The organism is Edaphobacter sp., assembly GCF_035532915.1.
GTDB lineage: Bacteria > Acidobacteriota > Terriglobia > Terriglobales > Acidobacteriaceae > Edaphobacter.
In genome coordinates, this window is record NZ_DATKQC010000198.1 from 45936 (window position 1) to 61201 (window position 15266).

13 protein-coding genes are annotated in these 15266 nt (G+C 60.6%); 4 read left to right on the plus strand and 9 right to left on the minus strand.

Annotated features, from left to right (window positions below; translation table 11 throughout):
* Positions 1-166: 166 nt before the first annotated feature.
* Positions 167-1285, minus strand: coding sequence for a BON domain-containing protein (locus tag VMU57_RS09745; protein WP_325382867.1), 1119 nt, complete (start codon positions 1283-1285; stop codon positions 167-169).
* Between the two features lie 368 nt (positions 1286-1653).
* On the opposite strand from VMU57_RS09745, the gene VMU57_RS09750 reads away from it, so the two are divergent.
* Positions 1654-2046: a YtxH domain-containing protein gene (locus tag VMU57_RS09750; protein ID WP_325382869.1), complete on the plus strand. Its 393-nt coding sequence runs from the start codon at positions 1654-1656 to the stop codon at positions 2044-2046.
* 78 nt (positions 2047-2124) lie between these two features.
* On the plus strand, positions 2125-2709 hold the full coding sequence (locus tag VMU57_RS09755) for a hypothetical protein (RefSeq protein ID WP_325382871.1): 585 nt from the start codon (positions 2125-2127) through the stop codon (positions 2707-2709).
* Between the two features lie 12 nt (positions 2710-2721).
* Here VMU57_RS09755 and mnmA read toward each other — a convergent pair whose 3' ends face one another.
* The 3 genes from mnmA to VMU57_RS09770 all read right to left on the minus strand — a co-directional run bounded on the left by mnmA (position 2722) and on the right by VMU57_RS09770 (position 5766).
* A complete protein-coding gene (gene mnmA, locus VMU57_RS09760; RefSeq protein ID WP_325382873.1) occupies positions 2722-3846 on the minus strand; it encodes a tRNA 2-thiouridine(34) synthase MnmA in 1125 nt (374 codons plus the stop codon).
* A 141-nt stretch (positions 3847-3987) separates the two neighbouring features.
* Complete coding sequence (locus tag VMU57_RS09765; RefSeq protein WP_325382875.1) at positions 3988-4833, minus strand: isocitrate lyase/phosphoenolpyruvate mutase family protein; 846 nt, start codon at positions 4831-4833, stop codon at positions 3988-3990.
* 483 nt (positions 4834-5316) lie between these two features.
* Positions 5317-5766: a c-type cytochrome gene (locus VMU57_RS09770; protein ID WP_325382877.1), complete on the minus strand. Its 450-nt coding sequence runs from the start codon at positions 5764-5766 to the stop codon at positions 5317-5319.
* Positions 5767-5806: 40 nt separating this feature from the next.
* Here VMU57_RS09770 and VMU57_RS09775 point away from each other — a divergent pair, with 40 nt between their 5' ends.
* A complete protein-coding gene (locus tag VMU57_RS09775; RefSeq protein ID WP_325382879.1) occupies positions 5807-6703 on the plus strand; it encodes a hypothetical protein in 897 nt (298 codons plus the stop codon).
* Between the two features lie 3 nt (positions 6704-6706).
* Here VMU57_RS09775 and VMU57_RS09780 read toward each other — a convergent pair whose 3' ends face one another.
* The 4 genes from VMU57_RS09780 to VMU57_RS09795 all read right to left on the minus strand — a co-directional run bounded on the left by VMU57_RS09780 (position 6707) and on the right by VMU57_RS09795 (position 11860).
* Positions 6707-7975, minus strand: coding sequence for a cation:proton antiporter (locus VMU57_RS09780; protein WP_325382881.1), 1269 nt, complete (start codon positions 7973-7975; stop codon positions 6707-6709).
* A 24-nt stretch (positions 7976-7999) separates the two neighbouring features.
* Positions 8000-9109: an alpha/beta fold hydrolase gene (locus VMU57_RS09785; RefSeq protein WP_325382882.1), complete on the minus strand. Its 1110-nt coding sequence runs from the start codon at positions 9107-9109 to the stop codon at positions 8000-8002.
* Positions 9110-9267: 158 nt separating this feature from the next.
* A complete protein-coding gene (locus VMU57_RS09790) occupies positions 9268-11205 on the minus strand; it encodes a M61 family peptidase (protein ID WP_325382884.1) in 1938 nt (645 codons plus the stop codon).
* An 85-nt stretch (positions 11206-11290) separates the two neighbouring features.
* Positions 11291-11860: a glutathione peroxidase gene (locus tag VMU57_RS09795; RefSeq protein WP_325382886.1), complete on the minus strand. Its 570-nt coding sequence runs from the start codon at positions 11858-11860 to the stop codon at positions 11291-11293.
* Between the two features lie 133 nt (positions 11861-11993).
* On the opposite strand from VMU57_RS09795, the gene VMU57_RS09800 reads away from it, so the two are divergent.
* Positions 11994-13868: an APC family permease gene (locus VMU57_RS09800; protein ID WP_325382888.1), complete on the plus strand. Its 1875-nt coding sequence runs from the start codon at positions 11994-11996 to the stop codon at positions 13866-13868.
* A gap of 149 nt (positions 13869-14017) precedes the next feature.
* Here VMU57_RS09800 and VMU57_RS09805 read toward each other — a convergent pair whose 3' ends face one another.
* Entirely contained in the window at positions 14018-15205 is a 1188-nt protein-coding gene (locus VMU57_RS09805) for a cysteine desulfurase family protein (protein WP_325382890.1), read from the minus strand.
* Positions 15206-15266: the final 61 nt, after the last annotated feature.

A 15266-nucleotide genomic window follows, 5' to 3' on the forward strand; every position in this document is an offset into this window, starting at 1 on the left:
AGTAATTTCTTTCGGTAAAAGAAGCGTCGTGCGTGGAATATCTGGCCCGCTGATACCAAGTTTACACGAAGGATATCAAAGGAAATTGAGGTAACAAGTGGCGGCGAATGCTTGCCGCCACTTGTGTAAGACCAATCAAACGGAACTAACTGGTTGGATGCGTCTTCTATTGCTGCTGGTAGTCCGGACGCTGTTGGAGATTAGGGTTATTGGAATCATTTCGCGAGTTATTGTTCGAGACGCGGAGCGAGATGGAATTGGTGAGATGGAAACGGATGAGGCTCTCCGATGGAATCTGCACCTGTTCCCCCCTGGTAATGGCGTTGCTTCCGGCTCCGATTCCACCTCCCGCGGCGGCGCCGATGGCAGCGCCCTTGCCGCCGCCGAAGATGCCGCCCAGGATGGCTCCTACCGCTGCGCCTCCACCGGTTTTGATTGCCGTGTTCTTGCCGCGCCCCTTGCCCGCCAGGCTGTAGGGCTCGGTGGAGAGGGCCACGCTGCTGCCACGGTGACGAAGTCCGGTCAGCTCGATCGTCAACAGCGAGTTGCCCTTGAAGTGAGCCGCTTCCTGAACTGCATCGACGCGCCCGGAGACCGCGGTTCCGTGCGGAATGGCGACAGCGCCGTCGATGACGACATCGCTGGCCACGGTTCCGCTGAAACTGTCGCCCTGTTGGGTGCTGGCACTATCGAGCGTTTGGGTAATGCGGATGGGAAGCGTGGTGCCCGCCGGAATCGTAACGTCGCGGAAGGCGGGAGCCACAGGTCTCGCCGGAGACGGCGGAGGCGGTGGGGGCGGCGCGGCCTGAGCCGCCGCGGGCGGGGCAATGCGCTCGATGGGAGCGGAGGTGTGCTCCACCGGCCCGGGGCGGCGCTCCCTCTTCTTTGCCTCTTCCTTGCGAACTCGTGCAGGTGGTGGAGGCGGAGCGACTGCGGCTGCCTGAGGCGCTGACTCCGGTGCCGGCTGCTGCGCTTGCTGCACGGTGAGGTTATTGATAACGGTCCTAAGGCCAGCGACCTGGGCTGCGTCCGACGCGGCCAGCGAACGGGCGGCTTCGTTGCCGACGGTGCCGTTGAGCGTGGCGACTCCGTTTTCTACCGTGGCTTGAATGGATTCGGGCTGAAGTGCGCTATCTGCGGCGAGGCGGGTCTGCACCGCGGTGGTCAGAGCGGCATCGTCGGGGGGAGGAGAGGATTTCTTGCAGCCGCTAAAGCTCAGGGCCACAGCGAAGACGGCGGCAAACGTAATGGCGCGCGGGAAGGAAACAGTATGGGACTCGTGCATGGAACCTCGTTGGGGATAGAACTTCGAAATCACTGTAACTCACTCTACTCGTATCAGATGCTTTGATTGAGGCCAATGACTGTACAAACAGCTGCAGCCACTGCCGAAGAGGGGCTGATTCATAGACGAATGCCGGGGCGCCAGCGTGAGGTCGGCGGTGGAAAGGTTGAGGAGCCGCCAATGCAGATGGCGCAACCTATTCCATTGGGAGGGCATCTTTCCCTAGAGGCTGCCTGACGTTAACAATGTTTTAGCTTTGGGTTAAAGGTATGCTTGATGTTCGGCAGTGACCATGAGTTTATTTTGTCCGCTGGACTAGGAAAGCGGAGAGCAAAAGTTTGCATTTACAGAAGACAGGAGAAAACGATATGTCAGATAACGACAATGGTGTAGGTGGATTGGGTTGGTTTTTGGCGGGTCTTGGCGTAGGCGCTCTTGTAGGCGTCTTGTATGCTCCGAAGTCCGGCAAGGAGACACGCGATGATCTAGTAGCCGGTGCGATGGACGCGAAGGAAAAGGCCGCCGCGCTGGCGCAACAGGGCAGAGAGCGTGCGGCCGATCTCGCGGAGCAGGGTAAGCAGCAGGTTGGCGAATACGTCGATCGCGGCAAGGATTACTATGACCGTGGCCGTAACCAGTGGGCCGAGTATGTGGAAAAGGGCAAGGGTCTGGTGCAGGAGCAGCAGGGTAAGGTTGCCGCTGCGATCGATGCCGGTAAGGACGCTTACGCCAGCGCCACGAAAGATCTTGGCAAGGCATAGCTGTAGGCGGGACCTGATCTCTCGTGGATGGAGATCAGGCCCGCAATTCTTTGAGATTGAATTTGAAAGAGAGGCTGCATGATAGCGGCACAATTTATTCTGTCGGGGATGTGGCTGCAGGATGCCGACTCGATCTCATCGGGCAACTCGAAACTATTGATGATCTTTGTCGGCATGGTTGCGGCTGCTTTGGTGGTGCAGGCGATCGCGCTTGTGGTGATGGCTGTCGGCGCTGCCAAGGCGCGCAAGCGGGTGCTGGCAATCGCAGAGGAAGTTCGCGCAAAGGCGATGCCTGCGCTTGAAAGCACGCAGGACTTTATCGCGAATACAGCGCCGAAGATGATCACTCTGGCCGAGAACCTGGTCGAGACCAGCAACGTGGTTCGCAGCAAGGCTGTGGAGTTCGACGCGACCTTGAGCGACGTCAATAACAAAGCGCGTGTGCAGGCAGCGAGAGCGGACGATATCGTCACCACAATCCTGACTGGCACGGCGGAAGTCGTCAATGCTGTTCAGCACGGCATCAGCGTCCCGGTACGCGAGTTCAACGGGCTGATGAATGGACTGAAGGCTGGACTGGATGTTCTGGTGGGCCGCACGAGAGGTTTCGGCAGCAGCCGTACTCGCCCGAGCTATCGGGACAGCAACGACATCGATTTGTAACGAAGCAAAATTCTAGAAGATCCAACCACCCCCGACCACCTCGTTTTCTTGATAGAAGACGGCGGCCTGGCCGGGGGTGATTGCACGTTGGGGCTCGTCGAAGGTGGCGGTGACGGTTCCGTCAGGCCCTGGGCTCAGGGTGGCTGAGGCGGGCGTGTGGCGATGGCGCACCTTGATGGTGACGCGAGTGTCTTCGGTCAACTCGGGGATGGAGATCCAGTTGAGGCGGTTGGCGCGCAGGTCGGTGGACATCAACTGGTCGTTCGAGCCAACGGTGACTCGGTGGCTGTCGGGATGGATGGCGAGGACATAGAGGGGGTCGGACGAGGTGAGTCCGAGGCCCTTGCGCTGGCCTACGGTGAAGCTCTGAATACCTTCGTGGCGGCCGATGACCTCGCCTGAGCTGGAGACCAGTTCGCCGGAGGAATCGGGAAGGTCTTCGCCCTGCTCGTCGAGGTAGGCCTTGAGGAAGACGTTGTAGTCGCCTCCGGGGATGAAGCAGATCTCCTGCGAGTCGGGCTTCGAGGCCACGTTGAGGCCAGCGTCGGAGGCCATCTCGCGGACGGCCGGCTTCTGCATCTCGCCGAGCGGGAAGAGCGTGCGCGAGAGCTGCTCCTGCGTCAGTCCGAAGAGGAAGTAGGTCTGGTCCTTCGTGTGATCCGCGGGGCGGGAGAGAATCCAGCGCTGGCGAGTCTCGTCGAAGTGGTTGCGAGCGTAGTGGCCGGTCGCGATGCGGTCGGCGCCGATCTGGCGAGCGGTGGTCAGAAGCTGGTCGAACTTCAGATGGTTGTTACAGAGCGTGCAGGGAATCGGTGTTCGTCCGGCGAGGTATTCGGCTACGAAGGGCTTGACGACGTCGGCTTCGAAGCGGTCCTGCTGGTTGACGACGTAATAAGGTATGTCGAGCTGCTCGGCTACGTGGCGAGCGTCGTAGACGTCATCGATGGAGCAGCAGCGGCCCTGCACTGCTTCGGGCATTCCTTCGTGGCCGCTGAGGCGGCGCTGGTTCCAGAGCTGAAGGGTGAGGCCGACGAGCGTGTAGCCCTGCGAACGCAGAAGCGCGGCGACAGCGGAGGAGTCGACTCCTCCGGACATGGCTACTGCGATGGTCTGGTCGCTATTGGGGTGCTCGGGCATACTGCTTCTATTTTCGCAGATATCGCCGGATTGAGGGTTTATAGCGGTTCTCCTCCGGGTGTAGTTTTGGTGATTCGAGCAAAACGCAGATTCCCTTCGGGAATGACAAACAAAGGAAGCTATACCTAAGAGGAAGTAGCTCTAGGAGCGCTGGGCGAGATCCTTTTGGAAGAAGCCGTTCAGCTCGGCGAAGGCGATGGAGTTGTCCATTCCGGCCATGCTGCTTTGCTCTGCGATCTCGCGGGCGGCGCGGATGAAGGCGGTCCATGCGGTGCGGGCCAGCGCGGAGCCTACGCTGATGCGGCGCACGCCGAGGTCGGCGAGTTCGGGAACTTTGAGCCCGGCGCTGGAGGTGAGCAAGACGTTCACTGGTTTGGGGTGAACCGCCTTGACGATTGCCTCGATGTCGGCGCGTTTGGTTGCGCCGGGTGCGAAGAGCACGTCTGCGCCTGCTTCGGCGAAGGCCTGGAGGCGAAGAATGGCTTCGGCCAACGGCCGCGGATGGCCGAGCAGGAAGCACTCCGACCTTGCGACGAGCAGAACGTCTGCGCCGGAGGCTTTGATGGCCGCCTTAGCTGCCTTGATTCTTTCGACGGCGAGCGGAAGATCGTAGAGCGGTTCTTCGCGATCTCCGGTGGCGTCCTCGATGGAGAGCCCGGCGACACCGGTCTCGACGCAGAGGCGAACATTCTCGGCGACGTCCTCGGGCTCGTTGGCGTAGCCGGATTCGAAGTCGGCATTGACGGGAAGATCGACCGAGGCGACGATCTCGGCAATGTGTTCGAGCACCTTGTCGCGGGAGACGGCCCAGTGCGCATCGGGCAGACCGCTGGAGAAGGCAAAGCCGCCGCTGGTGGTCGCCAGCGCCTTGAAGCCGAGGCTGCGGAGGTAGCGCGCCGAGCCTACATCCCACGGGTTCGGAATGACGAAGCAGCCGCTCTCATGGAGCTTTCGGAATGTGGAACGGCGGGTGGCAATGTCGGTCATGATTTGTCTCCTTTAGGGGTACCTCCCCCCTATACTAAGTATGCAAAGTCTTGATTACAGGGAACTTATTTGCAAAGTCTTCCATCGAAAGGAGTTACGGGCGGAGTTGCTGCTTGTTGCTCTCAGTCTGTCTGCTGGTTCTATTTTATAGAGTTGGCGGGAACTAATCTGCAATCTCTATCTTGTCTATTTTGTTATGGTTAGACGCTTTTGGGGCTTGACAGACATTTTGCTGGTGTTTTTTGAAGCTGAGGGGGGAATGTCCAATGGAATCTGTGGTTTGTCCTTCGGTCGCGATGGACTCGGTTATCCCAGCTTCTGCCAGATCTGTTTCGGTCCAGGGTTGGCGATGGAGGACAAAGCAAAATACAGGGGTCTCTCCACTCCGCTTCGCTCCGGTCGAGATGACGTGCAGTTTTGGCTTGGGGTGGGCTTCGGTCGAGATGACGTACGGGGGTGGTTCTTCGAGCGGCGAATGCGGCGTCACTTTTTGGCGAAGGAGCGCACCAGGATGACCATGTTCCAGGTACCGTCTGTGTTCAAACGGGGGCCTTCGCCGGTCATCTGGCCTTTGCCGTTCTTGATGATGTAGAAGATTTCGCCGTCGGTGAGGTCTTTGAGCGCTGCCGGGTCGGTGTAGTCCTTAAGTGGAGGCTTCATGTCGGCGGCGAGGTCGCCTTTGCCATTGCCGTTCTCGCCGTGGCATACGGCGCAGTCGTACCCGTACATCTTCTTTGCCTGCGCCTGGGATTCAGCCGTGGGTTTTACCGGATTGACCAGAGTTTTGGCGTCCGCCGGCATGGCCGGAGCCGCAGCGGCAGTTGCAGGCATATTTGCAGGAGCCGGTTGTTGTGGCGACGGAACGAAGAGCAGAAGAGCGGGAAGAGCCAACAAAGGCTTCAACATACGAGCCACCTTACTTGTCGAGGGCATCCTATGCCTCAACCGAACCGATGGGAAGCTTTATCTTTGAATGCCGCAGAATACTATGACTCATGGCTCGGCGGGAGGACGGATGCAGCATAGAAGGCTTTATCGGAGCAGATGGGTGCAGGGGCTTCGCAGGTGGAGCTGGCTGCTGTTGTTTTTGGCGGGGGGAAGAGCAGCGCTGGCCGGACCGCCGTTTCAAACGGACGATCCTGACCCTGTGGCTTATCGCCACTTTGAGGCTTACGTCTTTGAACTCTCCGATGGGACGGTGCAGGGCGGGACGACGTTGGAGGTTCCAAGCTTTGAGGTGAACTGGGGTGTGGTCCCGAATGTTCAGTTGCATCTGGTGGTCCCGGTGGGAGCGAATTTTGCTCCAAATGGAGGGCCGGTGCACTACGGCGTCGGCGATACCGAGCTGGGAGCCAAGGTGCGATTTGTCAAGGAGACGAGGCGGCTGCCCGAGGTGGGCATCTTTCCCTTTTTCGAGTTGCCCAGCGGAAGTGCAGCGAATGGATTAGGGGTGGGGACGACGTGGTATCGGTTGCCGCTTTGGATACAGAAGAGCTGGGGGCCGTGGACCAGTTACGGCGGGGGAGGCGAGGCGGTTGTGCCGCAGGATGGGTATAAGAACTATCCGTTTGCCGGATGGCTGGTGCAGCGGCAGGTGAACAAGAAGCTGATGCTGGGCGTGGAGTTGTTTGGGCATGGCGCGGAGGGAGAGGCGGCGACCAGCACGCGGTCTTCGACGATGGCCGATCTTGGTGGATCGTATGAATTTAAGCCGGGGTTCGACTTGCTTTTTGCGGCGGGACGAAGCGTGGCGGGACAGCCGGAGACATATAGCTATCTGTCTCTTTATTGGACATGGGGACTGAAGGGGAAGGGCGGCGGCAGCTCCGGCGTGATGCCGATGTCGATGCATGTTGCGGGTGGTCGTTGACGATCAGGACGAGGACAGCTCGCTGACAGGCGGAGTTGCTGTAGCGACGAGCGCGCGGGCTCGGATGGATGCGGGAAGGATGAGGACGTTGGTTAACAGGATGACGGCGAAGGTCAGCGTGGGGAAGTACTCGAGACCCGCGGGGTGGGCCTGGATGACTTCGAGGGCGAGGACGGCGGTGATGAGGCCGCGGGGGATTAAGAGAGCAGCGAGTTCGCGCTCGCGGTAGGAGGTTCCCCGCCATACGATTCGGCTGCACAGCACGGCGATGAAGCGGGCGACGAGAAAGACGCCGAGAATCCCCAGGCTGGGCAGGAGCTGTTTTTTCAGGCCGTGGAACTGGATCATAGCGCCGAGCAGGACGAAGAAGAAGCTGCGGACCAGGAAGGCGAGTTCGGAGTGGAAGGAGTGGATCTTGTCGCCTTCGCCCGCGGCGAGGATCTCGAATCCGAACTGTTGCATGGAGTTTTGCGGATCGAGCAGGCTGGCGAGCGTCGCGCCGAAGACCATGACGGCGAAGAGGGAGCTGCCGCCGATGGCGTCGGTGATGGAGTAGACGATCAGGACGACGCCGAAGGTGAGGACCTGCCAGAACTGCTTGTCGGAGACGCTGGGCAGCACTCGCACCCAGAGAAACCCGGCGACGATGGCGACGATAAATGCCAGGACGAATTTGAAGATGAACATGGCGAAGGCGCTGCCCAGGATAGCGCCGCCGCTGCTGTGGAGAGACATACTTCCACCGTTGGCCAGGCCGAGGAGGACGCCTACGCCGATGGCGCCGAGGCCGTCGCCGAAGGAGGCCTCGATGACGAGGGTGGTTTTGAGATCGTGGCGGAGGTCGAGCTGGTCGAGGGTGGGAAGGATGATCGAACTGCTCATACAGGCCAGTGCCGCGGCGACGAGCAGCGACGACATCTTCTCCATGGCGAGGGCGTGGATGCAGAAGTAGGCGACGCCGGCGAAGGTGAGTCCATAGCTGAAGATCGCCAGTGTCATGCCGGCGGTGAACTGCTTGAGGGCGCGGCGGAGGTCGAGCTCCAGACCGGCGGCGAAGAGGATCAGGATGAGGGCGACGGTGCCGACTCCGCGGATGAGGTCAGGAAATCGCTCGGCGTTGATCCAGTGCAGCACGGGGCCCAAAACGATGCCGCAGCCGAGCAGGACGATGACGTCGGGCACGCGGGTGCGGCGGGAGAAACGATTGGTCACGAAGGCCAGAACGAGCAGGCCGCCGACCAATCCCAAGAAATTGGTGAGCGTTAGAGTCACAGGTTACAGACTAACTGCTATGGGTTATTTGGGTTGGGTCTGGCGGAGGAAGTCGGCCATGTAGTTCTTCCAGACGGCGGCCTGGGTGTGGGTTCCATGGCCACGGGTGGCGTCGGAGATGGGGATGAGGATGAACTTAGCGTTGGGCATGAGCTTCACCATCTTTTCTGCGATGCCGAGCTCGGGTGGATTGATGAAGTCGTCGGCGGAGTTGATCCAGAGGACGGGAACGGTGATGGTGCCGAGGCGGGCGCTGGGATCGTAGTTGCGCGAGGCGTCGAGGTAGTAAATGAAGTCGTTGGCGTCGGTGCGGGCGGTGCTGCGGGCGAGGGAGCGGTCGGCGTAGGCTTCGGCTTGGGCGCGGGTGGGCACGGCCTTCTGCATCTGCAGTGGGCTGGAGCCCATGACGAGGAGCAGCTCGTTGGCGGCGCGGAGGCCGACGACGGGTTCGGTGGTGTAGTCGCCGTTCTTCCATGCGGGATCGTTTTTGATGTTCTCGATGGCCATGTAGCGCATCATGCGGTTGCGTCCGGCGATCTCGGTGGGAAGGCAGGCCATGGGCATGAGGGCGTCGGAGAAGCCGGGGTAGGTCTCGCCCCAGACGAAGGACTGCATGCAGCCCATGGAGGTCCCGAAGATGAGGCGGAGGTGATTGACGTGGAGGCCTTCGAGGAGCATGGTGTGCTGGCTGGCGACCATGTCGTCGTAGTCGTAGTGAGGGAAGCGGGTGCGGAGGCCGTCGCTGGGCTTGCTGGACTGGCCGTGGCCGATGTCGTCGGGAAGGATGAGGTAGAACTTCGTGATGTCGAGGGGCTGGCCGGGGCCGAAGAGGATGTTGGAGAACTGCGGGGCGAGGAGGGAGTGGGCGTCGCCGCCAGTGCCGTGGAGGAGGAGGATGGCGTTGTCGACGTGTCCTGCAGGATTGCGGTGCGGTGTCCCGAGGGTGAGGTAATGGAGCTTCAGCTCGGGGAGGGTTTCGCCGGTGCGGAAGCGGAAATTTTGGATGATGTAAGTGCCGTCTTGTGTGGGCCATGTGATGGTGGCGGGAGGCGTTTGCGCGGCGGGCGCTGACATGGTTTGCGCGGAGCCAGCAAGGGCCGAGAAGAGGAAGAGGGCAACGGCTGCGAGGCGCATAAGGGGTTCCTCAGTCAGAGGGTTCCATTGGAACGGAAGGGAAGAGTAAAGGCAAGAAAAACCGTGAGGGCAATGAAATGCGCTTCATGGCCTGGGGTGGATAACATTTGGAGAAACCCATGTCCCAGAATCGGGACATGGGGCACCCAATGGGTTTGCTATTCGGATTTTGACGGTGCGGTTTGGGGTTTGGTGAGAGGCTTGGTGATGTCGTCGAGGTAGTCGGGGGTGCCTTCGACGCGCTGGAGGGAGGGGTAGCGTTCGCCGCCGTGGTAGTCGATGTTAGCGAGAGAGACGAACTGGTCGGTTTGCAGGATGAGGTGGATCGGCGTGGTGTTGCCCTTGGCTTGCTGGATGGCGACCTTGAGGGCTTCGGGGGAGAAGATGCGGCCATCGACGGCGAGGATCTTCTGGCCGGGGGAGAGTTTGGCGTTGTCGGCGGGGCCTCCCCAGAGGACGTCGTAGATGGTGCCGTCGTTCTTGATGCGGAGGCCGAGGGAGTACCAGACGTCGGGGCCGGGATGGCTTCGACTCGCGGAGTACATGGTTGTCTCGGATTTGCTGGGCTTGTCGGTGTAGACGAGCTTGTAGCCGCCTTGTTCGATGCCCTCAAGGTTGGCGTGTGCGGAGAGGGTGGTGATGCGGGTGTGCAGGAAGGTGGCCCAGTCGTAGGGGACGACCTGGTTGAGGTCCTGAACTAATTCGTCGAAGTGATAGGGAACGATGAGCGGGCCGGTGTTGCCGCCTTTGCCGAGGAAGATACGCTCGAAGTCGTTGAGTGATTTTTTGTTGTTCGTGAGTTTGCGGATGGTGGTGTCGGCGTCGAGCCAGAGGAGTTCGCCTTCCTGGTAGTAGTCCTGGCCACGCTTCCAGTTTGACCATGTGGGATTGCCGTGGCGAAGGATGCTGGCGGCGATGGCGGTGTCTTCGGTGTTGCGCCAGACGCGACCGGGTTTGTAGTCGAGGTTGGCGGCGGAGATGGCGAGTTGGTCGCGGTATTGCGCTTGCGATTTGAGGCCGGAGCGGGCGGCGAGGACGTTGCCGAGGTATTGGGTCATGCCTTCGTAGACCCAGAGCAGAGAGCCTTGCTGCATGGTGGCGAAGTCGGTCTGGTAGAGGTTGAAGGGGCGACGGTATTTTCCGTTCCAGGAGTGGGTGAACTCGTGGGAGAGGAGGTCGGAGTCGATGAGTTGGTGATCGGCGTCGGAGAAGGTCTTTTCGTCGACGCCGTTGTCGGAGGACTGGCCGTGCTCGAGGCCTTCGCCGTCGGTTGCGTCGGAGAGGGTGAGCAGAAAGTGGTAGACGTGATAGTGGTGCGAGCCGTACATGGCGCTGGCTTCGCGGACGAGGTTGGAGACTTCGGTGAGGAATTCGGGGCGTAGCTGGGAGTCTTCGGGGAGGTCGGAGACGACGTCGAGGTAGTGCCTGGGCGTGATCTCGGGGGCGAGGGGAAACTCGTGGAAGTACTGGCCGGTGATGACGGGAGAGTCTTCGAGCTGCTCGACGGTGTTGGCCGCGTAGTGGGTGGTGGTCGCGCCGGGGGTGGTGGTGTGGTCGGCTTCATCGACTCCGGTGTTGGGGGCGGCGGGTGCGCCGGTGCCGATGGGGGTGAGCGCGGTGCCGATGCCCCAGCCGGCGGGGACGGTGACGGAGGGCTCGACGGGGATGTCGGCGACGGGAGTGTTGGCGGGGTAGAGAAGGAGCTTTTCCCACTCGAGGACGGCGAATTTGGAGGTGACGCGGGAGGTGACGATGCAGTCGAGGTGAGCGTGGAGGGTGGTGACTCCGGCGGGGATGATGAGGTGGAACTCGTAGAGATTGGTGTCGTCGCGACGCCAGGGCAGAGTTTGGCCGTTGGCGGTGAAGACGACTCCAGTGATGTCTTCGGCGGGGCCGGTGGCGCGGTGTTCGCCGGGAATCCACTCTGGCGTGATGAGGGTGAGGGGGCCGGGAGTGACGGGGATTTCTACTTCGGCGTGGTAGAGCTTGCGGGGAGCCTCGGAGAGATCGGCGGTGATCCGAATGGGAGGCTTTTGCGCGAGGGCGGGGAAGGCGAGGAGGACGGAGAACGCGAAGGGGAGGATGCGAAGGTTCAAGATCGGGGCCCTCTGTCAGTAAATCGGAGTGGAAAGCTGGATGAGCGCGGAGAATCCTTTGACTCATCCAGCTTACAACTGCGAGTTACGAGTTTGCGAGGGCGGACTCGATGGCGGCGACGACTGCGGGGTCGTCGGGCACGACTTCGGGGGAGAAGCGAGCCACAACGCTGCCGTTGCGGCCGACGAGGAACTTCTCGAAGTTCCAGAGGATGCCGGGCTCGGGGTTGGTGGTGGAGTTGTGCTTTTTGCCCAGGAAGCCATTGAGGTTCTCGCGCATAGCGGCGCGGCCGTCGCCGGTGGCTTTGGGCTGGGCTTCGATGAGGGACTTGTAGAGGGGATGGGTGTCGGGGCCGGTGACGGCGATCTTGGAGAACATGGGAAAGTTGACGCCGAAGGTGCTGCGGCAGAAGCTCTGGATCTCCTCGTTGGTGCCGGGCTCCTGCGAGCCGAAGTCGTTGGCAGGAAAGCCGAGGACTTCGAGGCCGGAGTCCTTGAAGCGGGTGTAAAGCTTTTCGAGTGCGTCATATTGAGGAGTGAGGCCGCATTGCGAGGCCACGTTGACGACCAGCAGGACTTTGCCGCGATAGTCGGCGAGGGAGGCGGCTTCGCCGGTGATTCGGTTAAGGGGTACGTCGTAGAGATTTGCGGGCATGGAAGCTCCTGAAGCTGGGTTATGATCTTCTATTTTGATGATAAAGGGATTGTATGTGGTTATTTTTTGACAAGCCGATGCAGCAAAAGAAGTTAGATGCGCGCTTTGACAAACGGGTTACTATACAAAAACGATGTCATTTGTAGACTCCCTTCTGGGGAAGCCGTTAGCAACAAGTGAAGAGCACGCCGAACATATCGGCGTAGCTGCGGGAATACCTATTTTTGGCCTGGACGCGCTGACGAGTGCAGCGTATGGACCAGAAGCAGCGATGACGCTGCTGATTCCGCTGGGTTTGGCGGGACTTCACTACATCGTTCCGATCATTACCGCGATTCTGATATTGCTGGGGATTGTTTTCTTCAGCTATCTCCAGACGATCGCCGCTTATCCGAATGGTGGCGGATCGTATACGGTGGCAAGCGAGAATCTGGGTACCGGTCCCTCTCTGCTGGCAGCCGCGGCGTTGATGATCGACTACATTCTGACGGCCGCGGTAGGCATTTCGGCCGGAGTGGCGGCCTTGATCTCGGCTTTCCCCAACCTGCAGTCAGACACCCTGCTGATCTGTTTGATCATTCTGGCGGTCCTCGCGGTTGTGAACCTGCGCGGTGTGAAGGAAGCTGGAGCGGCCTTCATCGCGCCCACTTTTCTGTTTGTCGGGACGTTGATGGTCTTGATTGGCGTGGGGGTTTATCACACGATTTTGGCAGGCGGTCATCCCACCCCAATGGTGGCTCCTCCCCCGCCGCTGCCCGCGACCGTGAAGTATCTGGGACTGTGGCTGCTGCTGAAGTCATTTTCCAATGGGTGCGCAGCAATGACCGGCGTTGAGGCCGTTTCCAACGGAGTCACTGCCTTCAAGGAGCCCCGAGCGAAGAAGGCGCAGACAGCCCTTACGATCATTATCGGAACACTGGTTGTGCTGCTGTTCGGGACTACGTATCTCGCCCGGGCCTACGGCATTACGGCAATGGAGCCGGATGCGGCCCACTACCAGACCATGGTCAGCATCCTGACCTCGGCGGTATTCGGACGCGGATGGTTCTATTACCTGACCATGGGCGCGATCCTGCTGGCGCTTCCGATGAGTGCCAATACCGCCTTTTCCGACTTTCCCCGGCTGGCGCGCGCGATTGCGGCCCATGACTTTCTCCCGCATGTGTTTCTGCTGCGCGGACGCCGGTTGCTGTTTTCGCACGGCATCTATGCCCTCACCGGATTTACCGCGGTCATTCTTTTTCTGTTCGACGGGGTTACGGACAAGTTGATCCCGCTTTATGCGATCGGCGCGTTTATTGCTTTTACGCTGTCCCAGACGGGGATGGTGGTGCACTGGAAGAATGCGGAAGGCGGCTATAAAAAACATTGGTGGCACATGTTCGTCAATGGCTTTGGCGCCCTCGCGACGGGTATTACGACGCTGGTCGTGCTGGTGACGAAGTTCATGTCCGGGGCGTGGGTGACGGCGATATTGATACCGGTGCTGATTCTGATCATGCTGGGGGTCAAGCGCCACTACTCGCGCGTGAAGCGAGAGATGAAGGACATGACGCCGGTCAACCTGATGAACCTGGAGCAGCCGATCGTGGTGATTCCGATGGCTCGGTGGGACCGGGTGACGGAGAAGGCATTGCGGTTCGGTCTGCTGCTCTCGCAGGAGATCAAGGCGGTGCACATTCACTCGGACGACGAGGGCGATGAAGGCCTTGATGGTGTGTGGGAGGAAAAGGTGGCAATCCCTATCCAGAAAGAGGGGATGAAGGTGCCGGAGTTGGTGACGATATCATCCAACTATCGGTTTGTGCTCGGCCCGCTGATGGACTACATCCTGAAGCTGGAGGATGAGAATCCTGGGCGGAAGGTCGCGGTCATTCTGCCTGAGATGGTCGTGGCGCACTGGTGGGAGAATGCGCTGCATGGACAACGGGTTCAACTGCTGAAGCTGATGCTGCTGCTGAAGGGGAACCAGAGAATCGTGATCGTGAACATTCCCTGGTATCTGTGAGGCCGGTAGAGAGATTGGTCGGGCCTTCAACCCTCATCGTTTGGTAGACCGCAGGCCTGGGCCGATGGCGCAGGCGCGTATGGCCCGCGCCCTTGGTGCTTGATACGACTCTTGGTAAACGAACAGCTTGTGGAAATGCTGTGCTTGATCTAGGCGACGGCTGCGGCAGTGTTGTGCCAGGTCGGGCTGAGGTCGCGCAGGCGGGCTACAGCGGTGGGAATGAGCTTGAGAGCTTCGTCGACTTCTTCCTCGGTGGTGAGCTTTGAGAGCGAGAAGCGGATGCTGGCGCGAGCACGGGCCGGGCTGAGCCCCATGGCGGTGAGGACGTGCGAGGGCTCGGTGGCGCCGGACTGGCAAGCGCTGCCTCCGCTGACGGAGAGGCCCTTGAGATCGAGCGCTATGACGAGGGCTTCGGCTTCGACGTGGTCGAAGTAGAGGTTGGTGGTGTTGGCTACGCGAGGCGCGCTCTCGCCGTTGATGCCGCACTCTTCTACCTGTGCGAGGATGCCTTGTTCGAGGCGATCACGCAGAGCCGCGAGGTGAGCGGGGCCATCCGTCGCCAGCCATGCTTGTGCGAGTTCGGCGGCTTTGCCTAGTCCGACGACTCCGGTGACGTTTTCTGTTCCGGCGCGACGCTGGCGCTCGTGCGTGCCTCCGTGCATCATGGGCGCGAGACGGACGCTGCGGCGGACGAAGAGGACTCCGATGCCTTTGGGTGCGTGAATTTTGTGGCCGGAGATGCTTAGCAGGTCAACGTCTTTGAGCGGGCCGCGCGGGCTGAGGTCGAGCGGCAGCTTGCCTGCGGCCTGGACGGCGTCGGTGTGGAAGAGTGCGGCTTCAGAATTGGCGTGCGTGATGCGGGCGAGTTCGGCGATGCGTTGGACGACGCCGGTCTCGTTGTTCGCGTACATGATGCTGACTAATTTTGTGTTGGGGCGGAGGGCGGCTTCGAGCGCGGCGGGTTCGATGAGTCCCTGAGGTGTGCAGGGGAGGAAGGTGACCTCGATGTTTCGTGCGGCAAGCGATTCGGCGGCGTGAAGGACGGCGTGATGCTCGATGGAGGTGGTGATGAGGTGCGAGCCTTCAGACAAGGTGCCGAAGAGGGCGAGGTTGTCGCTCTCGGTGCCGCCGGACGTGAAGACGATCTCTGAGGCGCGGCAGTGGAGGAGCTTGGCGACGGACTCGCGGGCGTGATCGACGGCGGCGCGAGCGTACTGGCCCTGCTGATGGATGGAGCTGGCGTTGCCGAAGTGCTCGATCCAGAAGGGGCGCATGGCCTCGAAGACTTCGGGGAGAAGAGGGGTGGTGGCGTTCGCGTCCATGTAGATAGGTCGCATGGGTTTATTTTACTGCTCCTGCCTTCTTGTTTTGATGCATGGGCTTACGTCGGCGACTCGT

Excerpts from the sequence above, each read along its gene's own strand:
- VMU57_RS09745 (WP_325382867.1), bottom strand. The coding sequence starts at position 1,285 with ATGCACGAGTCCCATACTGTTTCCTTCCCGCGCGCCATTACGTTTGCC.
- VMU57_RS09795 (WP_325382886.1), bottom strand. The coding sequence starts at position 11,860 with ATGCCCGCAAATCTCTACGACGTACCCCTTAACCGAATCACCGGCGAA.
- mnmA (WP_325382873.1), bottom strand. The coding sequence starts at position 3,846 with ATGCCCGAGCACCCCAATAGCGACCAGACCATCGCAGTAGCCATGTCC.
- VMU57_RS09750 (WP_325382869.1), top strand. The coding sequence starts at position 1,654 with ATGTCAGATAACGACAATGGTGTAGGTGGATTGGGTTGGTTTTTGGCG.
- VMU57_RS09785 (WP_325382882.1), bottom strand. The coding sequence starts at position 9,109 with ATGCGCCTCGCAGCCGTTGCCCTCTTCCTCTTCTCGGCCCTTGCTGGC.
- VMU57_RS09770 (WP_325382877.1), bottom strand. The coding sequence starts at position 5,766 with ATGCCCTCGACAAGTAAGGTGGCTCGTATGTTGAAGCCTTTGTTGGCT.
- VMU57_RS09805 (WP_325382890.1), bottom strand. The coding sequence starts at position 15,205 with ATGCGACCTATCTACATGGACGCGAACGCCACCACCCCTCTTCTCCCC.
- VMU57_RS09755 (WP_325382871.1), top strand. The coding sequence starts at position 2,125 with ATGATAGCGGCACAATTTATTCTGTCGGGGATGTGGCTGCAGGATGCC.
- VMU57_RS09765 (WP_325382875.1), bottom strand. The coding sequence starts at position 4,833 with ATGACCGACATTGCCACCCGCCGTTCCACATTCCGAAAGCTCCATGAG.
- VMU57_RS09775 (WP_325382879.1), top strand. The coding sequence starts at position 5,807 with ATGCCGCAGAATACTATGACTCATGGCTCGGCGGGAGGACGGATGCAG.
- VMU57_RS09800 (WP_325382888.1), top strand. The coding sequence starts at position 11,994 with ATGTCATTTGTAGACTCCCTTCTGGGGAAGCCGTTAGCAACAAGTGAA.